General features: G+C 50.8%; 15 protein-coding genes. 13 read left to right on the plus strand and 2 right to left on the minus strand.

The genetic code is table 11. The features are described 5' to 3' along the window. The first annotated feature begins 35 nt into the window (after positions 1–35). Positions 36–896, plus strand: coding sequence for a toll/interleukin-1 receptor domain-containing protein (locus GYN08_RS02125; RefSeq protein ID WP_166272047.1), 861 nt, complete (start codon positions 36–38; stop codon positions 894–896). Between the two features lie 82 nt (positions 897–978). Here GYN08_RS02125 and GYN08_RS02130 read toward each other — a convergent pair whose 3' ends face one another. Both GYN08_RS02130 and GYN08_RS02135 read right to left on the minus strand, forming a co-directional pair. Continuing rightward, positions 979–1,179: a hypothetical protein gene (locus GYN08_RS02130; RefSeq protein ID WP_166272049.1), complete on the minus strand. Its 201-nt coding sequence runs from the start codon at positions 1,177–1,179 to the stop codon at positions 979–981. Then, positions 1,176–2,186, minus strand: coding sequence for a TIR domain-containing protein (locus GYN08_RS02135; protein WP_166272051.1), 1,011 nt, complete (start codon positions 2,184–2,186; stop codon positions 1,176–1,178). The genes GYN08_RS02130 and GYN08_RS02135 overlap by 4 nt, the downstream gene beginning before the upstream one ends. Positions 2,187–2,295: 109 nt before the next feature. Here GYN08_RS02135 and GYN08_RS02140 point away from each other — a divergent pair, with 109 nt between their 5' ends. The 12 genes from GYN08_RS02140 (at position 2,296) to GYN08_RS02195 (ending at position 18,659) form a co-directional block, all read left to right on the plus strand. Next, positions 2,296–3,354, plus strand: a complete 1,059-nt coding sequence (locus tag GYN08_RS02140) for a Wadjet anti-phage system protein JetD domain-containing protein (RefSeq protein WP_166272053.1) — start codon at positions 2,296–2,298, stop codon at positions 3,352–3,354. Next, positions 3,339–4,919, plus strand: a complete 1,581-nt coding sequence (locus tag GYN08_RS02145) for a replicative DNA helicase (protein WP_235945706.1) — start codon at positions 3,339–3,341, stop codon at positions 4,917–4,919. Before GYN08_RS02140 ends, GYN08_RS02145 begins: the two co-directional genes overlap by 16 nt. Then, positions 4,909–5,667, plus strand: coding sequence for a DUF6063 family protein (locus GYN08_RS02150; RefSeq protein WP_235945709.1), 759 nt, complete (start codon positions 4,909–4,911; stop codon positions 5,665–5,667). Before GYN08_RS02145 ends, GYN08_RS02150 begins: the two co-directional genes overlap by 11 nt. Next, a complete protein-coding gene (locus GYN08_RS02155; RefSeq protein WP_166272055.1) occupies positions 5,651–10,072 on the plus strand; it encodes a hypothetical protein in 4,422 nt (1,473 codons plus the stop codon). The genes GYN08_RS02150 and GYN08_RS02155 overlap by 17 nt, the downstream gene beginning before the upstream one ends. A gap of 111 nt (positions 10,073–10,183) precedes the next feature. Then, on the plus strand, positions 10,184–10,963 hold the full coding sequence (locus GYN08_RS02160; RefSeq protein WP_166272057.1) for a CPBP family intramembrane glutamic endopeptidase: 780 nt from the start codon (positions 10,184–10,186) through the stop codon (positions 10,961–10,963). Positions 10,964–11,042: 79 nt separating this feature from the next. After that, the gene (locus GYN08_RS02165; RefSeq protein ID WP_166272059.1) at positions 11,043–11,213 is read left to right on the plus strand and encodes a hypothetical protein; all 171 of its coding nucleotides are present in this window, start codon (positions 11,043–11,045) and stop codon (positions 11,211–11,213) included. A 658-nt stretch (positions 11,214–11,871) separates the two neighbouring features. Next, on the plus strand, positions 11,872–13,257 hold the full coding sequence (locus tag GYN08_RS02170) for a helix-turn-helix domain-containing protein (RefSeq protein ID WP_166272061.1): 1,386 nt from the start codon (positions 11,872–11,874) through the stop codon (positions 13,255–13,257). After that, entirely contained in the window at positions 13,238–13,393 is a 156-nt protein-coding gene (locus GYN08_RS02175) for a hypothetical protein (protein ID WP_166272063.1), read from the plus strand. The genes GYN08_RS02170 and GYN08_RS02175 overlap by 20 nt, the downstream gene beginning before the upstream one ends. 172 nt (positions 13,394–13,565) lie before the next feature. Next, a complete protein-coding gene (locus GYN08_RS02180) occupies positions 13,566–14,888 on the plus strand; it encodes a hypothetical protein (RefSeq protein WP_166272065.1) in 1,323 nt (440 codons plus the stop codon). Positions 14,889–14,998: 110 nt separating this feature from the next. Next, positions 14,999–16,204: a hypothetical protein gene (locus GYN08_RS02185; protein WP_166272067.1), complete on the plus strand. Its 1,206-nt coding sequence runs from the start codon at positions 14,999–15,001 to the stop codon at positions 16,202–16,204. Between the two features lie 205 nt (positions 16,205–16,409). Next, positions 16,410–17,507 carry a hypothetical protein gene (locus GYN08_RS02190; RefSeq protein ID WP_166272069.1) on the plus strand — a complete coding sequence of 366 codons (1,098 nt, stop codon included), beginning with the start codon at positions 16,410–16,412 and terminating at the stop codon, positions 17,505–17,507. Positions 17,508–17,546: 39 nt separating this feature from the next. Beyond that, the gene (locus GYN08_RS02195; protein WP_166272071.1) at positions 17,547–18,659 is read left to right on the plus strand and encodes a hypothetical protein; all 1,113 of its coding nucleotides are present in this window, start codon (positions 17,547–17,549) and stop codon (positions 18,657–18,659) included. Positions 18,660–18,743: the final 84 nt, after the last annotated feature.

The raw sequence follows: 18,743 nt of genomic DNA on the forward strand, positions 1-18,743 counted from the left end.
GTCTAAGTAGTTTGGCTTCTAAAGGGAGGACGACGATGTCGCTTCGTACAATCAGCTTAAATATCAAACGTATCCAGGACAATATCGCAGATTTAAATAAAAAGATAAGCGAGCAAAAAAAGAAAGAAGCAGATGCCCATTCTAAAATTGTCAGCTTGCGCAAATCGATCGGTAAGAATATTAGTGATAGCTCTTTAAAAGGCAAACTTTCGCAGATTGCCAAGCAAGAGGAGGCTGTGGCTAAAGCGAGCGCAGGTGTAGCAGATCTGCAAAAGAAGCTTTCTCTAAAAACGACGGCTTTTTATAAATACCAGAATGACATGGACAAAGAAAAAGAACGCGAGAACAAGAAGCTAGATCGAATACAGGAGCGAAGAGATCAGGAGAACGATCAGCTTCATGAAAGGTTACATGATGAGATTCAAGCTATGAAGGAAGAGAGGAAGGCGATGTTAACACAAAGCGATACAGATTCATTTGTAGAGAAGCAGTATGATTTCTTCATTTCTCATGCGAGCGAAGACAAAACAGAGTTTGTAAGACCTTTGGTTGATGAGTTGAAAAAACGAGGATTCGAAGTCTGGTACGATGAACTTACGATAAAGCTTGGAGACAGTTTGCGTCAGATGATTGATCGAGGACTAGCCAATGCTAAATACGGGATTGTGGTGCTCTCTCCATGGTTTTTCAAAAAGAATTGGACTCAGTTTGAGTTGGATGGATTGGTCGGCCGCGAAATGGAAGGATCAAAAGTCATTCTCCCGATCTGGCATAAAATCTCGAAAGATGAAGTGATGAAGCAAAGCCCGATGTTAGCTGGGAAAAGGGCAGCAAACACGACAACCATGACGATCGAAGAGATTGCGGATGAACTGCAGCAGGTCTTGAACGATTGAAGTCGAAATCAAAAACGCGCCTAGCAGCCCAATCGGCCTCTTAGACGCGTTCATACATAAACAATCATTAATAACATGTACATTACTTGGCTTCCAGTAAATCCTTCAAAAACCCAGGCACTTTATATTCCGCCGGCTGCTGATACAGCAACTTGGATTTATGCTGAACCGGCTGCGAGAATTTCGCTTTTCCCGGACGTGCATGCATATGAACTTTTCTCGCTTTTGTGGGAGACCAACTGCCCGATCTAGTGAGGTTATGATTATTCGATTTTTGTCTCATGCTTCATCCCCTCCATATAAATAATCGACGGTACCCATTAGCTCCTCGTTCAGTTCTGTGAGACGCGCGAAATCAGCTTGAGATACGTCTTCCCGGCCGCGTAGATGCAAGGAAATCACCATCCTGTTAGATAAAGGGTAACATAGAAGATAGACGTTTTTCAACGCGATTCGTGCATGATAGTTAAACTGGACCGCTTTTGTATGATGACATTCTACCACACGCGCCCATTCTTGCTCATCTTTACCCTCGTTATATTGAAGCGAATAAGTTCTTCCCTTGCCTGCATCTCCCGCTACCTGAAAAATCTCATTGTCCTTGACTTTCCAGATGGCGCCTTGAGAGATTGAAAATCCCGGCAGTACATCGAGCCTATAAGCATTGCGGATCGCTAGGTAGAGAGATTCATAACGATCATGCAGAATCTCGGGACCCATCAGATCGGTTAAAAAGGAAATGAGTTGATCTTTGACTTCGCTGAGTGCTGCGACTTCTTCCAACTGCTGTTCGACACGTTGAACTTTTCCAAGCTCTTTTCCGATGGCTGTGATTTTTCCGCATGCCACGTTTACTGCAGCCTGATCGTTTCTGCGATCCGGTCGGACTTCGTAACGAAGAACATTGAGTCCTTCCATATCCGAAGGCAAGTGGAATCCGTCGATTTCCTGTCCTTCGATCTGCTTAGGAACAGAATCAGGAATTAAACAAAAAACGCGTTCTCTCCCCAATTTGCCCCAAAATAAACCGAGTTCGAATAACGTATTATCTCGAGCTGCCAATACCAACTGGCCGCGATGCTGCACAAGATCGTCTGGCGAAAAGATGAAAGCCCCGTAATCGTGCTCGTCCAATTGTCGCTGAAGAGATTCCATCGTATACTCCATTGCTCCGAAAGCACCGGCTGTCCAAGGCGTTACTTCAAAGTCATAACTGAGCTGTTCCTGCATCGCGGTTACATAGTTCATCGATTCGCGCGCTGAACCGATAAACAATCGCGGTTTCTCCACAAAAATTTCCTCCTCCCGACATTTCCTTAACTGGATTTATTATATAATATCTTTAGTTAGATAGCAGTAAGATTACGAACATACGCTCCAATTTATTTTGGGAGGTCTCATGCCACAAACCGATATTGTCACATTCATGCTCTCCTTCATTGAATCCCACCGTAAATCCAATATCGATCTAGCCGAGCTGCAGTCCGCTTTTGTAGGTCAAGTCGTCGACTATCCGGCCTTTGCCGAAGCCCTGCTCCAATTGGAACAGGACGGGGTGCTGATTCCTGTTAAATCGCACGGCCGGAACGGACGAACCCCTTCGCTAGCCTACCGCTACCGAATTCATCTACAGAAGCTGCGTCGTGATCAGGTGTCGATCATTCAGATGGCTGCCCAGCAGCTTCACCCAGCGATCAAGCTGGACGTTTATTACAGACGAACATCGGAAGAATGGGAGGCCGACCTGCCTCGCATCCGGCAAATCCATCAGTACCTGACGCAGCACGGACTGCCGAAAGACGAGATCACAGCCCCCGAACGCAGCTTCGCGCTGACCGGAGACGAGAAATGGATTGATGAGCAGGGCGGCCGGGAGCTGCTTGAGAAAACTGGATTATGGGCTTCTATGCGCATTCTTCCGGCAAGCGACCCTCTAATGTTGGCCATCCACCCGAAACTGTTCAGCAGCGTTCCGATCTCCGGCTCCCGCGCTTCCCATCTCATTGTGGAAAATAAAGCGACCTTCCACGCGCTGCTCGGCAGGTTGAACGATCTTCCTTTTGCCACCGTGATCTACGGTTCGGGTAACAAAATTGTCGGCAATCTGCAGATGTTTGCCAAGCAGGTACCGCTGCCGCATGTTCATCATACCTTTTATTATTTCGGCGATCTCGACTGGGAAGGCATCCGGATCTGGCACAGCCTGAATCGGCGGTACGATCATATCCGGCTGGCTGCACCGTTTTACATAGCGGCTCTGCAGCATGATGCGGTGCCAGGCAAGTCCAATCAGAGGCAGGATCATGCCGCACTGAGCGATTTCTCGCAGCATCTCCCTGATGAATCAGCCCAGCGGCTGAACGAACTGCTGAATGAAGGGCGTTATATTCCGCAGGAAGTACTGTCTGCGGAAGAACTGCACCGTATAGGAAGGATGTCGGTATGGAACGAGACCTAGGACAGGAACAGAATTCGCGGCGCGAACGAATAGCGGCAGACGTCGACGTGAACGCGGTCCTTGCGGACTTCCCTTCGCGTATGGACAAGCTGGCGTTATTTGATCCGTTGTTCGAGTTGGGCCGTCAGCGAAAAAATGATCTCGACGGCAAGCCGATCGCCATGATGGAACTCGGCATGCTGACCCTGCTGTTCTTTTTCGAGAAAAAGCTGCTTCGCAGCCGCAAGACGAGTGCCAGAGAACACGAAGAGTTTCTGACGGAAGCCACTCAAGGGCTGTACCGGCTGGAGGCCTCCGATATCAAAGACATCGTCAGCCGCATCATCCGCGTATTTCGCCCGGCAGACGGTTTGGGGCACCAATTCACTTTTTTCGATCTGAACACCGGGAAAGAACGCACGGCGAGAACTTCGATCCTCAAAGCGGACGGCCACGACTCCCAGACGGTTACGCAGTATTACACGCTGGACGAAGACGGGCTGGAGCTTGTGTTTGCGACCAAGGAATTCTATCTGGAGTTTCAGCTTTCGATCCACCAGCTTCTGCTGCGCAAGCAGCTGGAGAAAGGCGAATTCCAGGGAGCGCTGCGTCAGATCGACGAGATGCATATCGATGTGGAGACGCTGCGTGAGCGCATTTCCCGTATCGAGAGCGAGATCAAGCGAAGCATCGTGTCCGAAGATACGTTTCAACGCTACAAAAATTTACTGGAAGATATCGACATCCGTCTGAACCGGGAAAGCGAGGAGTTCAAGGAGCTGCTGGAATTCGTGCGGGAAACGCGGGAGCGGATCTACGCCGACCGCGAATTGCCGCGCAACCAGAAAGCTTACGAGCTGATTCTGCGGATCGGGACCGAGCTGGAAGGCGTACATAACGAGCATACCCGCCTGCTGCAGCAGAGTTACGAACTGAGCAATCAGGCGCTGCGGGCAGCCAAAGAGTCGATGTATTATACCGGAATGAACGCGTTCAGCTTTGAGCAGGAGGTCGGCGCGTTTATTTTCGGCAAGCTGCTTCCGCCCGAAAGCATGCAGGGAGTAATTGCGCCTTTCATCGGGTTGGAGCGGGCAGAACTATGGTCGCCGCTGACCGTGTTCGCCCAGCAGCAGTTGGCCGGACGCGGCGAAGAATCCGGCGGACAGGCCGCTTTTATGGAGATGGACGAGGCGGAAGAAGATGCTTTTGCGGAGCAGCGCAGGATTGGCATCGTTCGAATCGTCCGATTATTAATGTCCTTTTTCGACGAAAAGAATCGCGAGATGGTTTACTTGAATCAATTTATCGAATGGCTGCGCGAACAAGGGGAAGAAGAGTTGCTAAGCAGCCGTGGATTCTACGACTGCTGGTTGATCCTGCATCAGCGCAGCCCGATTTCGGACAGAGGATGGACGGACTCCGGCGGCGAGGCCAGAGGGAGCAGCGGACTGCAGGAAGATATCGGCGAAGAACTGCAGGGAAGGATATTAAATGTCACGGAAAGTGGCGAAGTACTGCGCGTGACGCAGCGGTACGAGATTCAGGATATGATCATCGAGCGAACGGAGGGGAATCATGCAATTTGACGAGCAGGAGGTTATGAAAGCGTTCCGCATTTATGTGGAACTGGCCAAGTCCGGGCGTGCGGAAGCCGAGCAAACGAAACTGTATGAAAATGACGACCGGATTCGAGGATTAGTGGACCGTTTCGCAGCCGAATCGGACTGCGCGGTCATTGCGGCAGGCGAACAGCTGATGCTGATCCCTTTGGCCAGACTTTCGCCTTTTCATATGAGCAATGACGCATTGAAGAAAAATTATCTGAAAGCCGGAGCGCTGAATGCCGACCTTTATTTGCTGTACGTGGCGGTGATCGTCTGGATCGGAGCGTTTTACGACAGCTACCAGACGGCCGAGCCGATACGAAGTTTTCTTAGCGTGGACGAATGGCTGAACCTGATGCGCGATAAAATGGAAGGAATCAAGGAGCGCGGCGAAGAGCAGTTGGAGCAGGACAGTATCGATCACGGTTACCGGTGGAGCGAGATCGTCAAGCGCTGGGATGCCATCGACGACATCAAGGAAGGCGCCAAGAGGCAGAGCGGACAGACGAACAGCCGGTTAAGCTTTCTGGACAGCGTTCGCCGTTTTTTGCTGCATCAGGAGCTGGCGCTTGAAGTCGGAGTGAACGAGCTGGGGCTGACCGAAAAAACGAAAATCGTGGTCCAGCGTTACTTCATGGAGACGGAATACAACCGGGGCATCCTTGAATTTTTGTACGGATATGCTGATCGGGCTGAAAAGGAGGAGCAGAGTCATGCCGGCGATTTCTAAAATTCGTTTTACCAATGTCGTTTATGAGGCAGGAGCCAAGCGCTATAACGACTCCACCTTTTTTTTCGACGGACATAACAGCGCGATCGTGTTGGAGAACGGAGGCGGCAAAACGGTCTTTATTCAGGCGGCGCTGCAGGCGGTGATTCCGCATACCGATCTGGCCGGACGCAAAATGCGCGAGACGCTGCAGCTCGAAAACGGGCCGGCGCATATCGCGGTCGAATGGCTGCTGGCCGATAAGCCCCGCCGTCGTTATGCCGTCACCTGCGTGACTCTTTTTATGAATTCGGGAAGTCTGGACTCTTACCGTTATGTCTATGAATACGGCGATCAGGACGAGCATGGGATTACGAATCTGCCTTTTACCCGAAAAAGCGACAGCGGAACTCGGGCGAGCGACAAAGGAGAAATGCAGGACTATTACCAGTCGATGGTTCAGCGGTTTAAGACCCAGGCACAGCAGTTCGACAAGATCAAAGAATACCGAAATCATCTGGAAAACGAACTGCAGATCGTGGCGACGGAATGGGAAGCGGTCGTCAAGATCAATTCGAACGAAGGCGGCGTAGAAGCTTTCTTCGAAGAGTGTAAAACGACGTCCAATCTGGTCGATCGGCTGCTTATTCCGACTATCGAAAATTCGATGCAGGGTTACGATCAGAAAAGCTTTGCGAATTTATTCCAGGCACAGCGGGACGGCTTCAAGCAGTATCGGGAGCTGAAGCTGAAGATTGAGACCAATCAGCGGATTATCGAACAGTTGGAAAGATATGTGCAGGGTTTCGCATTGTATGATGAGCAGCAAAAAGAGTATCTCAAACTGCGCCGGTCTGCTTTCTCCGCTTGGAATTATGTGAAGCAGTCGGAAGCCCGGCAGTTGGAGCGCATGAACGAACTGGAGCGTCATATGGTAAAGCTTGCGGAAGACAGGGAAGTCTTGGAACAAAAACGGATGTCTCTTCGAATTGCCAAAGCGCAAGAAAAGGAAGAAAGTCTTCAAACCCTGTTGTATGAATCCGCAGAAGAGTTGGAACAGCAAAACGAACGTTTGGCAGACTTGGAACGCGAGTGTGCTTCGATCGAATATGCGCAGGAAAGAGAAAAAAGGCGAGAAGCGGAGCAGAATCTGCGCCATGCCGAGTTTCTCTTGGCCCAGATGGAGATTTCGGATGACGAAGCGGAACTCGAAAACGCCTGGCGGGAAAACGCCCGTCAGTTGAAAGCGGTATTCGCAGAGCATGAACAAAAGTTGTTGGAGCAGGAGCGGCAAGAACAAATTCGATTGGAACAGATGAATCGGCAGCTTCTTGAACTCAATAAAGACGCCGCTGAAAAGAGCCGGGTTTTGAACCGATTGAGAAGCGAAAATACGCAAACCGAAGCAGAGATCAAAAAGGATCGTCAGAAACTTCAAGAGTTGGCCCAAGACATCCTGGATAATCCGCTGACCGAATCGGTCGAACATCAACTGCCGATTTGGAATGAAGCATACAATCGTTTGGAACAGGAGTTATTGGCCGGTCATGCCAAGCAGGGCGAACTTGAACAAAAGAGGGAACGGCTTCGCGTAATGCTGGCTGATGGTCGGGCCGAGTTGAGCGAAGTTCAGCAGGAATTGAGCCGCCTGAGAGCCGATTATCGTCGCTACACCGAAGATCATGAAGAAGTAAGGAACGTATTGACTTCGCTTCGCCCCGAATGGGCCAGATTGATCTCTATTCCGGAAAAAGAGGAATCGATTCGCCAGCGGATGATGAGAGAGATTGAAACCAAAACAGCGCAAAAAGCAGACTTGTATCGTCAGGAACGGCTGGCTCGGCGTCATGTGGACGATTACGGCGAGCAGGAATCTTTTTTCGCCGATCCTTATGCCGCCGAGCTGCTGCGCAAATGGAGCGGTCAGTTCTCACTGCTGCAGTCCGGCATCGAATATGCCCGGCAGCACGAAGAACCCGATGTTGGCGGACTTTGGGCGCTAACCCTGATTACGACGACTCATGAAACGGAGAAGCTGAAGAATAAAATTCTTGAGATCGCGGATCGTCTTCAGTTTCCGGTTCGAGTGCTCAGCGTGGACGAAGCCCGAGATATTCGAAGCGGAGCTTCTGATTCGGATGACGGAAACTGGATTGAACCCTTGCTGTGGCGTTCGATTGAAGATACGGCTGCATTCGAAGTTTGGAAAAGCGGGGCGGCAGAACGTGCAGGACACGCAGAACGTGCGCGAATCGCCAAAGAACACGAACTTCAGGAGTGGCACGAAGGGGATCGCCGGCTTTCCGAGCTGCTGAAACGGTACCCGAACGAAGAGCGCCATGCCTCGGAACTGCGTCGAAACGAATTTGCAGCTCGGGAAAATGCTCTGCAAAAACGTCTTGATGCTCAAGCTGCCGACGAAATTCGCACTGAACAAGAGCAGAAAGAGCTTCAGCAAAAACAGGAGATCGCCAGACAGCAGGTTATCGCTCTTGAAAGGAAGATGGATCAAGGAAATCGCTATCTGGCGCTTGAACGAAAAACCACTGAACTTGAGCGGAACCGTCGAGATTTGTTCGTCAAGCTCAAGCAGCAGGAGCAGACTTTTCAGGAAGCACAGCATCAAGTATCAGAACGGACGGAAGAGCGCAGAAAGATAGAGCGTCAACTGGATAGTTTGTCTGTGGATCTTAAATATTGGCGGCAGCAAGAGCTTTATATATCGGTCGTAGCCGAAATGCCGTTAGAAAGTGAATTGACCTTGCCTGTGCTGCAAGAAGTCCGGCGGAGGTTAGAGCGGCGGCGCGACAAGATTGCGACAGATCGCGTTAACCAAGAACGGGAGATTGAGCGCTATCGTACGGCTGAGGAGCAAGCGAACAAGGCGATGAAACGCAATCTTCAGAAATATCCTTCTCTGGATCGGACGCTTGAACTTCCTTTGCACGCGGAGGAGTATCTTGAAGAATTGTCGAACAAGCTTCAAATCAGCACAGAAAAACGAGCCTTACTCTTATCAGAAAAAGAAAGAAGAAACGAGGATTATCAACAGCAGTCCGGAATTTTGAAATCGGAGCAGCAACGATATAAAGAGCAGTTCAACGGCAAAGTTTCGATGGTTTTCCTTGAACCATTAAGCCGTGTGGAAGAACAGACAGTTGAAGAAGAGCTGCGTTTGGAGCGAGAGGAAAATCGTCTGAACGAGCTTATGGCAGCAGCCCGAAAGCAGTATGCCGGTATTTCTAAAGCACGGGAAGTGTGGCTGAAGCACATTCTGGTACACGACGTCGAAGATCCGATGCTAAAAGCGGAATCCGGTGAACTAACTTTTTCTGAGCAAAACGACTGGCTATACGATATGCTTGAGCGCAGCAAAGCTGCTGTACGCGGACTCGAAGAACAAAAGCATAATGTCGATGAAGAGAGGCGCAAAGTCAACATCGTCAAAAAGCGGTTTATCGATTTTTGCGACAAACAGGTTGCGGATCTCAAGCAAAGTCAGATGGCCAAAAACGGAGTCGCCGATACTCAAGAATATGCCGAGCTGCAGGAATTCGAACGGCTGCTCAAGCAAAATTTACTGCGTGCCAACCAGGTGGCCGAAACGCATATGCAAGCCGAGGATAAAAAGCTGCAGCATTATATCACGCGCATTCACGATCATTTGAAGCAGTTGGCTCAAGAACTTGGCGAAATTCCGAAAAAGACGAGAGTTAAAACGAGCGAAGGAACCAAAGAAATTTATTCGTTCCGAATTCCGCAGTGGGAGGAGAAGGTCGCTCGCGAGAAAATCCAGGATCATATCGATTGGATCGGCCGCCAATTGGACGGATCGAAATATATAGACGATCAGGGGGAACCTCAGGGCGCTGCCGTACGCAAAGATCTTGAAAAATGGCTCGACTCCCGGCAGCTGCTGCTCAAAGTACTGGGCGACAACGCGATTCGTATTCAATGCCGAAAAGTGAGCAACGACAATCGGGTCACGTCTGCCGCATACAGCTGGGAAACGTCGAACTCTTGGTCCGGCGGTGAGCGTTGGAGCAAGAATATGGCGCTTTTTCTGGGTCTTCTCAATTATGTAGCCGAGAAGCGGCAGCCGATTCAGAGCAAGATGACAAGACATCGATCGGTAATTCTCGACAATCCGTTTGGCAAAGCTTCAAGCGAGCACGTACTGAGTCCTGTTTTCTATATCGCCGAGCAATTAGGGTTTCAGATGATTGCTCTGACGGCGCATGCGGAAGGTAAATTCTTACGAGATTATTTCCCAGTCCTATACAGCTGCCGGCTGAGAAGCGTGGCGGGGGATTCAGGCAAACAGATTGTAGATCTGCGACAGAACATGAATCAGGCATACTTTCGGGATCTGGAGCCGGAAGCAATCGCTTATTTAGGTGAACCGAGACAGCTAGAGCTGTTTTAAAGAAATCTTGAATAACAAAAAACGCCACACCCGCTCCACAATCGCCTCATTTCCCTTCAACCGAATCTGCTACAATAAAAGCAAGCAACCCCAAAAAGGAAGTGAGCAGATTTGGATTGGATCGGCGTTGTTGTGATACCGCTCGGATTGGCCGGCTTGGTGTACATACTCGGTAAAGTATTCGGATTGCATGAAGCGCAAAGCACGAGATTATCGGGGTTCGACCGGCACAAGCTGTTGTTAATTTGGATCGCCCTATTGGTGCAAGTCTTTATCGCGATTGCGGCGCTTTACGCACTTCGTCATAGCGGGCTGAAGTCTTCCGAGGGACCCGTCCTATACACGCCGGGAAAGCTGCTGCTTCAGTTTTCGATGAGCGTCCTGATCATGGTTCCTTTTTTGACGATAAAATGGAAACTGCGCGAAAGCTGGTCCAGCACCGGCGTCTCAAGAGAAGGGTCGGGAAAAGCACTGCTGCTCGGTTTTGCGGCCGCGCTTGCGTATATCGTTGTCGATCTGTGGAGAAACGGATTTTCGTTCCGCCAAGCATGGGACATGTTCGATATGAACTTCGTTTGGGCGCTGCCTCTATATGCGGCTGTCGGCTTTTCCGAAGAGTGGATCTTTCGCGGTTATGTCCAGCCGCGCTTCGAGTTCTGGCTCGGACGGATTCCCGGCTGGCTGCTGGCTTCGCTGGTCATGGCGTTTATTCATGTCCCGCAGCGTATTCTTATCGGAGGCATGCCGATGAACGATGCGCTGCTGTCATCGCTCGAACTGCTGCCGATCAGTCTGTTGCTCGGGTATATGCGCATGCGGACGGGCACAATCTGGGCGCCTGTTGTTCTGCATGCCGGCGTCGATTGGGAATTGGTCTTCTTCGGCATATAACGAAGCGGCCTGCAGTTTCCTGTTTCCCGGCCTTTCATTCCGGTTACTGCTTTCTTATACCCTATCGGAGGTGAGAGGAATGTCCAACAACCACGACGGCAAGCACTCCTCGTCGAAATTGTCGACGATAGCTTCCAAGGTTCTTCAGGACAAGGAAGCGGACAAAAAGGAAAAATCGCTGGCAGGCTCGGTATTGTCTCAGTCCGAGATCCATCGGGACGGGGAAGATTCCGACGAAAAGTCGAAATAAAACGGAAGAAAAACATTCTATACCAAAACGCGTCCGGCCGAGAGGAATCTCCGCGCGGATGCGTTTTTGCTTATAAGAAGAACGACTGCCGATTTTTTTGTATGCCGCCCATACGTTTTTTCGCTACGCACGTTAAACGTTGCGGCGATCGAAGATTTCAGTCCGGAGGACGGCGCTTATTTGACCTATATCGGTTGGTTCGTCGTCGGGCTGTCGATCAACGTCGGCCTTTACGTCAAAAACCGCAGACAGTCGTCACCGCCCGATCAGCATGCCGAGAACGGCCGATAGTTCGCTTTGCTTCGCCGTATGCGGATCTACCGCGCCGTATGAACTGCGCGTTTTATCGCAGCCCGCCGTAATCGCGGGAAGGAGAATAATTAGCAAAACCGATATTTCCGCATTATTACTAGCTGAATTCGTCTAACAAGAAAATGAATTTTAATGCATGACCACTCAGTCATTGCGGCAAGGCGATTTCCATTTTAAAAACGTTGCGATTGCTTGTTTTTTTGCCTTTTCGTACGACCGAAATCCGGGACGAAAAACAAATTGACCGACGTTTATTTATTCTGTATATTGTAAATTAATTGTAAGGGAAGGATTAACTGATAAGCGGCGTGCTCAGAAGCGGTTTTGAAGCGAAAGAGGTGCGGAGATGGAAATGACGATGACGCTGCGTTCCGAAATTGAGAAGGGAATCGCGGAGATGGGAATGAACTTTTCGGAGTTTGGCGAATGGTCGGGCATCAATCGGGGCATTTTCAGCGCGATTTTGAACAGCAACCCGCCCAAGCCCATTTCGCTCAACCAGCTGGAACGGATCGCCAAGGCGCTCGGGCATGAAGAAGGCTGGATGTTCGAGCGGTATATCGACGAATGCTTCTACGACGGAAGGCCGAACCGCCGCCGGGTCGAGCCGTTTCTGATTCGCTGTGCCGAGCTGGGCCGAGTCGGCTGCATCGAGACCGTGCTGTCCCGGCTGTTGGAAGATCTGCGGCATTTGGAGACGATATTCGAGATCGCGGAAGCGCTGTACGCGGACGGGAAAATCGCACAATCGGTCGTCTTTTATCAATGCATCGTGCAGAACGAGAAATACCATCAGTCCGAGCGTCTGGCGATCAGCCATTACCGGTTGTTTTGGGCCGCGCTGGGCGACAACAGCGAACAGAATCTCCGCGCGGCAATTGAGTTCGAACCCTTTTGCGATAAGCTCCCTGACGATAAGCGGTTGGATGGATTGATGAGGTTGGTGAATATTTACGTTTCGCTCGATAAGCGCGAAGAGATCGAACGTTATTCCCGCGAGCTGTATTCGTTCTCCCAAATTGTGTACCGTAACGAAGAACAAAGGAGCAAGTCTTCGGCAGGTTACATCCCTCTCAAAACCAGATACCCTTTAGTCGTCTATTACGGTTACGGACTGATGGCCATGCAGGAAGTGAATGTTCATCGAAACGAATTTGCGGCGGCCAAGACCTATATCGAAGCTTACGAAGATTTAAGCTGGTTTGTTGGCCTGGACGAAGCAGGGAGAAGAGAAGTGGAAAAGTTCGCGTTTTACGCACGTGCCAACCGCTTGAATCTGGAACTCCTTCTCGGGAACCAAGAAATATTGGAGGAATGCGCTGCTTTTGTTGAACAATATCCCAACGAACTGCTTCAATTTGCTTCTTCCGTTTTAAAAAGTGCAAATAAATACAAATATTCGGCGGATTTTGTTTTCGAAAGGTTTGCGGGCGAGATCGAAAAGTATTTGTCCAGAACGTTTACAAAAGACAAGGCGATCATTTCGTTCAACTGCTACTGTGACATTTGTTATCAATCTTCTCTTTATTTCTTGGAAAGAAAAGAATATGCCAAAATGTTTGGTTTTGTATTGAAGGGAATGGAAACAGTTGTTAGAATAAACAATAAGAGCATGTTCATTAAACTGGCGGCTCTGTTTGAAAGATACAGAGACTTCGCTTCGGCAGAACAACAGCAGCAATACAAAAAAATTTTGGGAGGTATTTCAGAACATGAAGAAAATGATGGCTAAGCTCTCTCTCGCTCTTGTCGCGTTCGCTCTGATCGGAAGTGTGAATTACGGCGTAACCCATGCAAGTTCAAGCGCCCAGCAGTCGACCGTCAAAGTGTATTCGGCAAGCACGATTCCCGGTCAAGGCGAATGGTAAGCACGTTGCTGTAAATTTTTATTGCTTTACATAGCAAAGTTTGATCGGCAAATGGGATAGCAGGGGTCTAAAAGGATGGAATTCACAAACGCCTTGGGTCTAAAAGGATGCGTCCTTTTTAGAAACACAGGCGTTTTTGCTATAAGCTGGACCCGGGAGGATAAGGATAACCATGGCAATCGAAGATTTACGTGCCTTTTTGCGTCAGGAAATTCGGCAGCGGCATGAACATTTGTCCGCTTTTGCGCAGGAGGCGGGCTTGAACCGCGGGGTATTGAGCAATGTTTTGCGGGAACAGGCTTCCAAGCCGCTTTCTTTTTCGTTGTTCCGTAAAATTATTCAAGTTCTCCAATGCGAGGAAAGAGCTGCGTTTAAGTATTATATAGAAGAGTGTTTTTATTACGGCAAGCCGAGTCGCAGCAGACTGGAGCCTTTTTTGGTTCGATGCGGGGAGCTGGGATTTACCGAATACATAGAAGAAACATGGTCTCGCTGCAAGGATGCGGATATCGACCTTTGCGAGATTGCATTTTCGGCGGCCGAAAAGCTTTACGCCGAGAAATTTGTCCAACCTTCGATTTTATTTTATGAATATTGCACGGAACACGAAAAGCATATTCAATCCGAGCGCTTGGCTGTCAGCCATTACCGTTTATTTCGAATCGGCGTGAACGAGCAGAACGAATCGAATCTGATCGCTGCGACAAAATTTGTTCCTTTTTATGACAAGCTGCCTCACCATCATCAATTAGACGCGGCGATGAAGCTGATCAACGTGTACTTTGCTTTGAATGATGTTAAAGAAGCCGAGAATTGGACAGAACGCTTGTCTTCGTTGGCTCATTTTTTATACGATCAAGCGGAAAGCGCGAATTGGGAAGAATCGCCCGAAGGAATGGAGTATCCTTTTGTCGTGTATTATGGCTACAGTTATCTTGCCCGGGAAAGTCTACTGTTTATATCCAAACGATATGCCGAATCCAAGCCTTACAACGAAAAATATGCAGACTTGAGCGAATTTCCCCATTTGGATGACCGGGCAATGAAGGAAGTCGAAAAATTTAAATTTTATGCCAATCTGAACGCCGTTTATAGGGAGTTGGGATTGGGAAACGAAAACATGCTGTTCGAATGCGTAAAATTAATCGAGGAAAACCCGGACGAAATTTTAGTCGTTTTTTCTTTCATCTTGCAATTCGCACTTACCCATAATCAAGATATTGATGAACTGCTGGAGCGCTTTGACCGAAAAATGGAGGACTATGCTTACCGACAGTTCGGTTCCGACAAAAATCCGGCGCTCTTATTGAACCGTTACGTAGACATTTGCATCGACATCGCTTTATATTATTTCAACCGCGGAAACTATGAAAAAGCGATCGGACACGCGAAGCGAGGAATCGAGGCTCCGATCGGAATAGGCAGCGGCAAATACGTGTTCACCCGCCTTGCCCCCATTTTTGAAAAATTCCCTGAAATATTCAATAGAATCTAACCGGTTTTCTTGGCCTTTTCTGAAAAGAGGGGCTTTTTTTCGGTTCGTCGACGCTTCAGTGGTTTAAAGGAGGTAGAACCACAATACCGTACATACAAGGAGGCACTCGAATGGAAAAGCAACAGCCCAACAAACGCAGCAGGTGGCCGATTGCCGTTTTGGCGACCGCGATCGCGGCAGGCGGCGTTTACGCCCTTCCTCACGTGTTTGCCGGCGAATCGTCCGATCAGCAGGCGAAATCCGCATCCGCTGCAGGCAATGCGTCGGCCGTCGCCAAGACTTCGCCGTCGCCGCACGTCTCTGCTTCTTCGGCCGTCGCGCCTTCGAATTCGCAAGCCGCTTCGGCGGTCATTCCGGTAAGCACGGCTTCGGCTTCGAAAAAAGGGGACGCGGTCGTCGTGCAGCCCGTTTTGTCAGCGGATCCGAAAAAATCTTCGGCTGCCGCTTCGCGCTCCGCTCTTATCAAGCTCGAGATCATGAGTCTCAAAGCCGAGGCGCAGTTCCCGCTCGATCCGTCGGAGAAGCAGTACGTGAAGTTGATCGATGCGCGTAACCGGGCGGTAGAAGTCTCTTCCGATTCGAATGCGCCGGCCGATCGCGTCTTTTCGACTTCGCGCAAGCTCGAAGAAGCATTGGACCGTTATAACGACGCGGCGGTAGGCAGCGCCGATGCGGTGAAAAAGACGCTGGCCGGACAGCTGAACGAGACGATGAACGGCCGCGCCGAAAACGCGCTGAACGCTGCGGAGCTTCTGATGCTTCAAGGCATCAAAGAAGCGCAGAGCAAACTTTCGGCGAATTCGACCAAAGACGGCGCTTTGTCCGCGTACAAACAGTTCTTGATGCGCGCGTCGGAATCGAACGATATCGCGCCGTTCCGGGCATCCGATTATACGAACGCGCTCAAGCAGTACGAAGCGAATATCGAAGCGCGATCTCAAGGCGTCGGCGCGGGCAAAGTCGGCGATCTGCGCAAAGCGTACGATACGTCGGCAAAAGCGCTCGAAACGGCCATTGCCGGAGCGTCCGGCAAAAACGTGCTGGATGCCGCGAAGTCGAGCGTGGAAACGACTTACGCCGCGCTGACGGAAGGTCTGGCTTTGGCGGAAGCGATTCAAGCCGCGGAGCCGCTGCTCGATTCGCCGGCAGGCAAAGAAAAAGGGCAGTACGGCGCTTCCAAGATCGGCACGCTGAGACGGGAGATCGGAAAAGCGGACCGCGCGCTGGAAACGTCGAAAACGGCGGAACAGCTGACGAATGCCCGCACGGCTTTGGCCCGAGCGGTATCCGACTTCAAAAACAGCCGAAACGCATAACGAAAGTCCAAACACGCAGCGCGCCTTCCCCGATAAATTTTCGGGGAGGGTTTTTTTGTGCTTCGAAGCTTTAAAACTTTGTTTATATATGTGAGGAAGTTCCAAAAAATGAACAAGGAGGTTAAAGAGCAAGCGGAACGCACATTTTCCGGATCAAAATGCTTTAAAAACTGTCCTTTTTATCTCATACATAGGAGGAAACCCATTGAATAGAACCGTTCGGAAATACGGCACACGTCTGTCTGCCGCTTCTCTTGCCGTCGCCGTCGCTTTCGGAGGATTCGGCGTGCTTCCGGCCGCCCATGCGGAAGAAACGCAAAACGTCCAACAGGCCGTCCCTGCTTCGTTCGCTTATCTGGGCGATCCGGCCAGAAGCAAACTGATCGACCTTAACGCCCTCCGGGTGATCTCGACGTACCCGGCGCAATCATCCGCCTTTATGACGAGCGAGTATTACAAGATGCTGGAGTTGGAACAAGAGGCTTATGCGGCCGTCATGGATCCGTCGACTTCGCAGGCGCATTTGCAAGCGATCGCGAGAACGTACAAGCTTCGTCTGGACGATTATATGGATCGCTATTTGGACCGTTTCTGGGTCGAAGACTATCTGTATACGGTGCAGCTTTCCATTCGGGCGGGAATCGGCGACGATAGCGAGCTTTCCGCGGAAGACCGGCATACGCTGGATGTCATCGATCGGACTTTCGCGCAGGCCCGGTCCGCGAAAAATCCGACGGATAAGAATTATCGGGACGCTTACGTAGAAATCTATGCCCAAGATGTACTGAAGGACTATACGGTCGAGGCGCCGAGTACGCCCGGACAATACCGGGCCATGGTCTCTTATGCCCGAGAAAAGCTGGAGAGGAATCTTCAAGCAGCGCGGGCAGCCGGCAGCACGGAAGACTATTCCGCTCAGCTGCAGGCGTTCGAGCAGGCCGCTTCCGACGTGGAGCAGCTGCTGAACGCTTCCGCCAGCGTCAAGTTGGTCGAAATGGTGACGGGCTATGCGCAGTTTAAAGCTCAAGAGGCGATCGAATCGTTCGACCCTTACGTGCCGGTGCGGCCGTACGGCGAAGAAAAAGAGCTGCGGTCCATGATCGAAAGTGCCAAAGCCAGACTCGATCTGCCGAGAGGCATACAGCCCGGGCAGTATCCGGCTTCGGCTTTCGGCGCATTGAGCCGAGCGATCAAGGAAGCCGAGCTCGCGCTGGAAAAAGGCGATTCCCGCGCCGATTTCGCCGCTGCTTTGGACAAGCTGTTCTTGGCCGATTACGCATTCAGAAACAGCATCAAGCGTTGATTCGCCGTTAAATTCGACGATCGCAAAGGAGGATATATCTTGAATCGTTCCAACCGCAAAGCAATTACCCGCCTTTCGACAGCCGCGCTGGCCGCCGTAATCGGCGTAAGCGGCTTCGGTTACGCGCCTTCCGTCCGCGCGGCGGAGCCGGCGGCTTCTTCCGCGGCCGCCGCGCCGGTCGATCTGACCGATCCGATCCGGAGCGAATTGATTTACTTGAACGACATGAAAGATAATGTGCTGGACTTGACCGGTTCTTATAACTATGATTACAATCCGAATGCTTACAAGTATTACGATCTGATCGCCGTTCAAAAGAAGGCGTATACGATGACGATGGACCCGGCCGCCGGCAGCGCGGAACTGTCCGCGCTCAAACAGGAGTACGAGCGGAAGCTGCATGCTTATATCGATCATTTCATTAAAGATCGGGACGTCGAACGTTCGTTCTCGACGTTAGCGTACGTGCTTTATCACCATGACCGGATCGGTCGGGACGAAAGCAAGCTGACCCCGTCGGAACGAGCCGAACTGCATGCGGTCTGGGACGCGCAGGAGTACGCCGGTCAGCTCGGTTCGCAGGTCGAAGGCCGGTATGTCCGGGCTTACAAAGAATCTTATCTGCCGAATTCCGCCAAAGCGACCGATCTTGCAACCTATGAACCGTCGCGGTATCAACAGCTCGCTTCCGAATACCGCGCGGACATTCAAACGAGATTGAACGCCTTGAGCGGCAGCGCCGACCGTTATACGGCTTCGGTGAACGCTTTCGAACAAGCGGCCTCCCTCCTGGAACAGATGGCGCCGGGCGGGTATACGCTCAATCAAGTAAAGATGGCCGAAGGAAACCTTGAAGTCAAGTACGGGAAGCTGGTCGACGAATTGACGCTGGACAGCCCGATCGAGAACAGCGCGGAATACCGGAGGCTACAAGCAAGCATCGATCTCGGCTGGAAAAGAATGGACCTGCCGAAAGGAATCGGCCCCGGCCAGTATCCGCAGTCCGCGTTCGGCGATCTTCGCCGCGCGATCCGCAAAGCCGAAAGAGTGCTCGAAACGGCCGCGACGTTGGATGAACTGAGAGCAGCCGAGATCGAATTCTCGACCGCGGTAGGCTATTTCTTGGATCGACGCAAGCCGTACGCGCAGTAACGGCAAAGCCCGTATCCGTCAAGCGGCGATACGACAAAAAGCTCTCTGCATGCCGCAGAGAGCTTTTTGCTTGGCCTAAGTCGC

The sequence above is a fragment of the Saccharibacillus alkalitolerans genome (assembly GCF_011090185.1).
Lineage (GTDB): Bacteria > Bacillota > Bacilli > Paenibacillales > Paenibacillaceae > Saccharibacillus > Saccharibacillus alkalitolerans.

What these genes read in the sequence shown, in the direction of transcription:
- GYN08_RS02130 (WP_166272049.1), bottom strand. Translation starts at nt 1,179, where the DNA reads ATGAGACAAAAATCGAATAATCATAACCTCACTAGATCGGGCAGTTGG.
- GYN08_RS02175 (WP_166272063.1), top strand. Translation starts at nt 13,238, where the DNA reads ATGAAGAAAATGATGGCTAAGCTCTCTCTCGCTCTTGTCGCGTTCGCT.
- GYN08_RS02140 (WP_166272053.1), top strand. Translation starts at nt 2,296, where the DNA reads ATGCCACAAACCGATATTGTCACATTCATGCTCTCCTTCATTGAATCC.
- GYN08_RS02150 (WP_235945709.1), top strand. Translation starts at nt 4,909, where the DNA reads ATGCAATTTGACGAGCAGGAGGTTATGAAAGCGTTCCGCATTTATGTG.
- GYN08_RS02145 (WP_235945706.1), top strand. Translation starts at nt 3,339, where the DNA reads ATGGAACGAGACCTAGGACAGGAACAGAATTCGCGGCGCGAACGAATA.
- GYN08_RS02180 (WP_166272065.1), top strand. Translation starts at nt 13,566, where the DNA reads ATGGCAATCGAAGATTTACGTGCCTTTTTGCGTCAGGAAATTCGGCAG.
- GYN08_RS02155 (WP_166272055.1), top strand. Translation starts at nt 5,651, where the DNA reads ATGCCGGCGATTTCTAAAATTCGTTTTACCAATGTCGTTTATGAGGCA.
- GYN08_RS02125 (WP_166272047.1), top strand. Translation starts at nt 36, where the DNA reads ATGTCGCTTCGTACAATCAGCTTAAATATCAAACGTATCCAGGACAAT.
- GYN08_RS02185 (WP_166272067.1), top strand. Translation starts at nt 14,999, where the DNA reads ATGGAAAAGCAACAGCCCAACAAACGCAGCAGGTGGCCGATTGCCGTT.
- GYN08_RS02165 (WP_166272059.1), top strand. Translation starts at nt 11,043, where the DNA reads ATGTCCAACAACCACGACGGCAAGCACTCCTCGTCGAAATTGTCGACG.
- GYN08_RS02170 (WP_166272061.1), top strand. Translation starts at nt 11,872, where the DNA reads ATGGAAATGACGATGACGCTGCGTTCCGAAATTGAGAAGGGAATCGCG.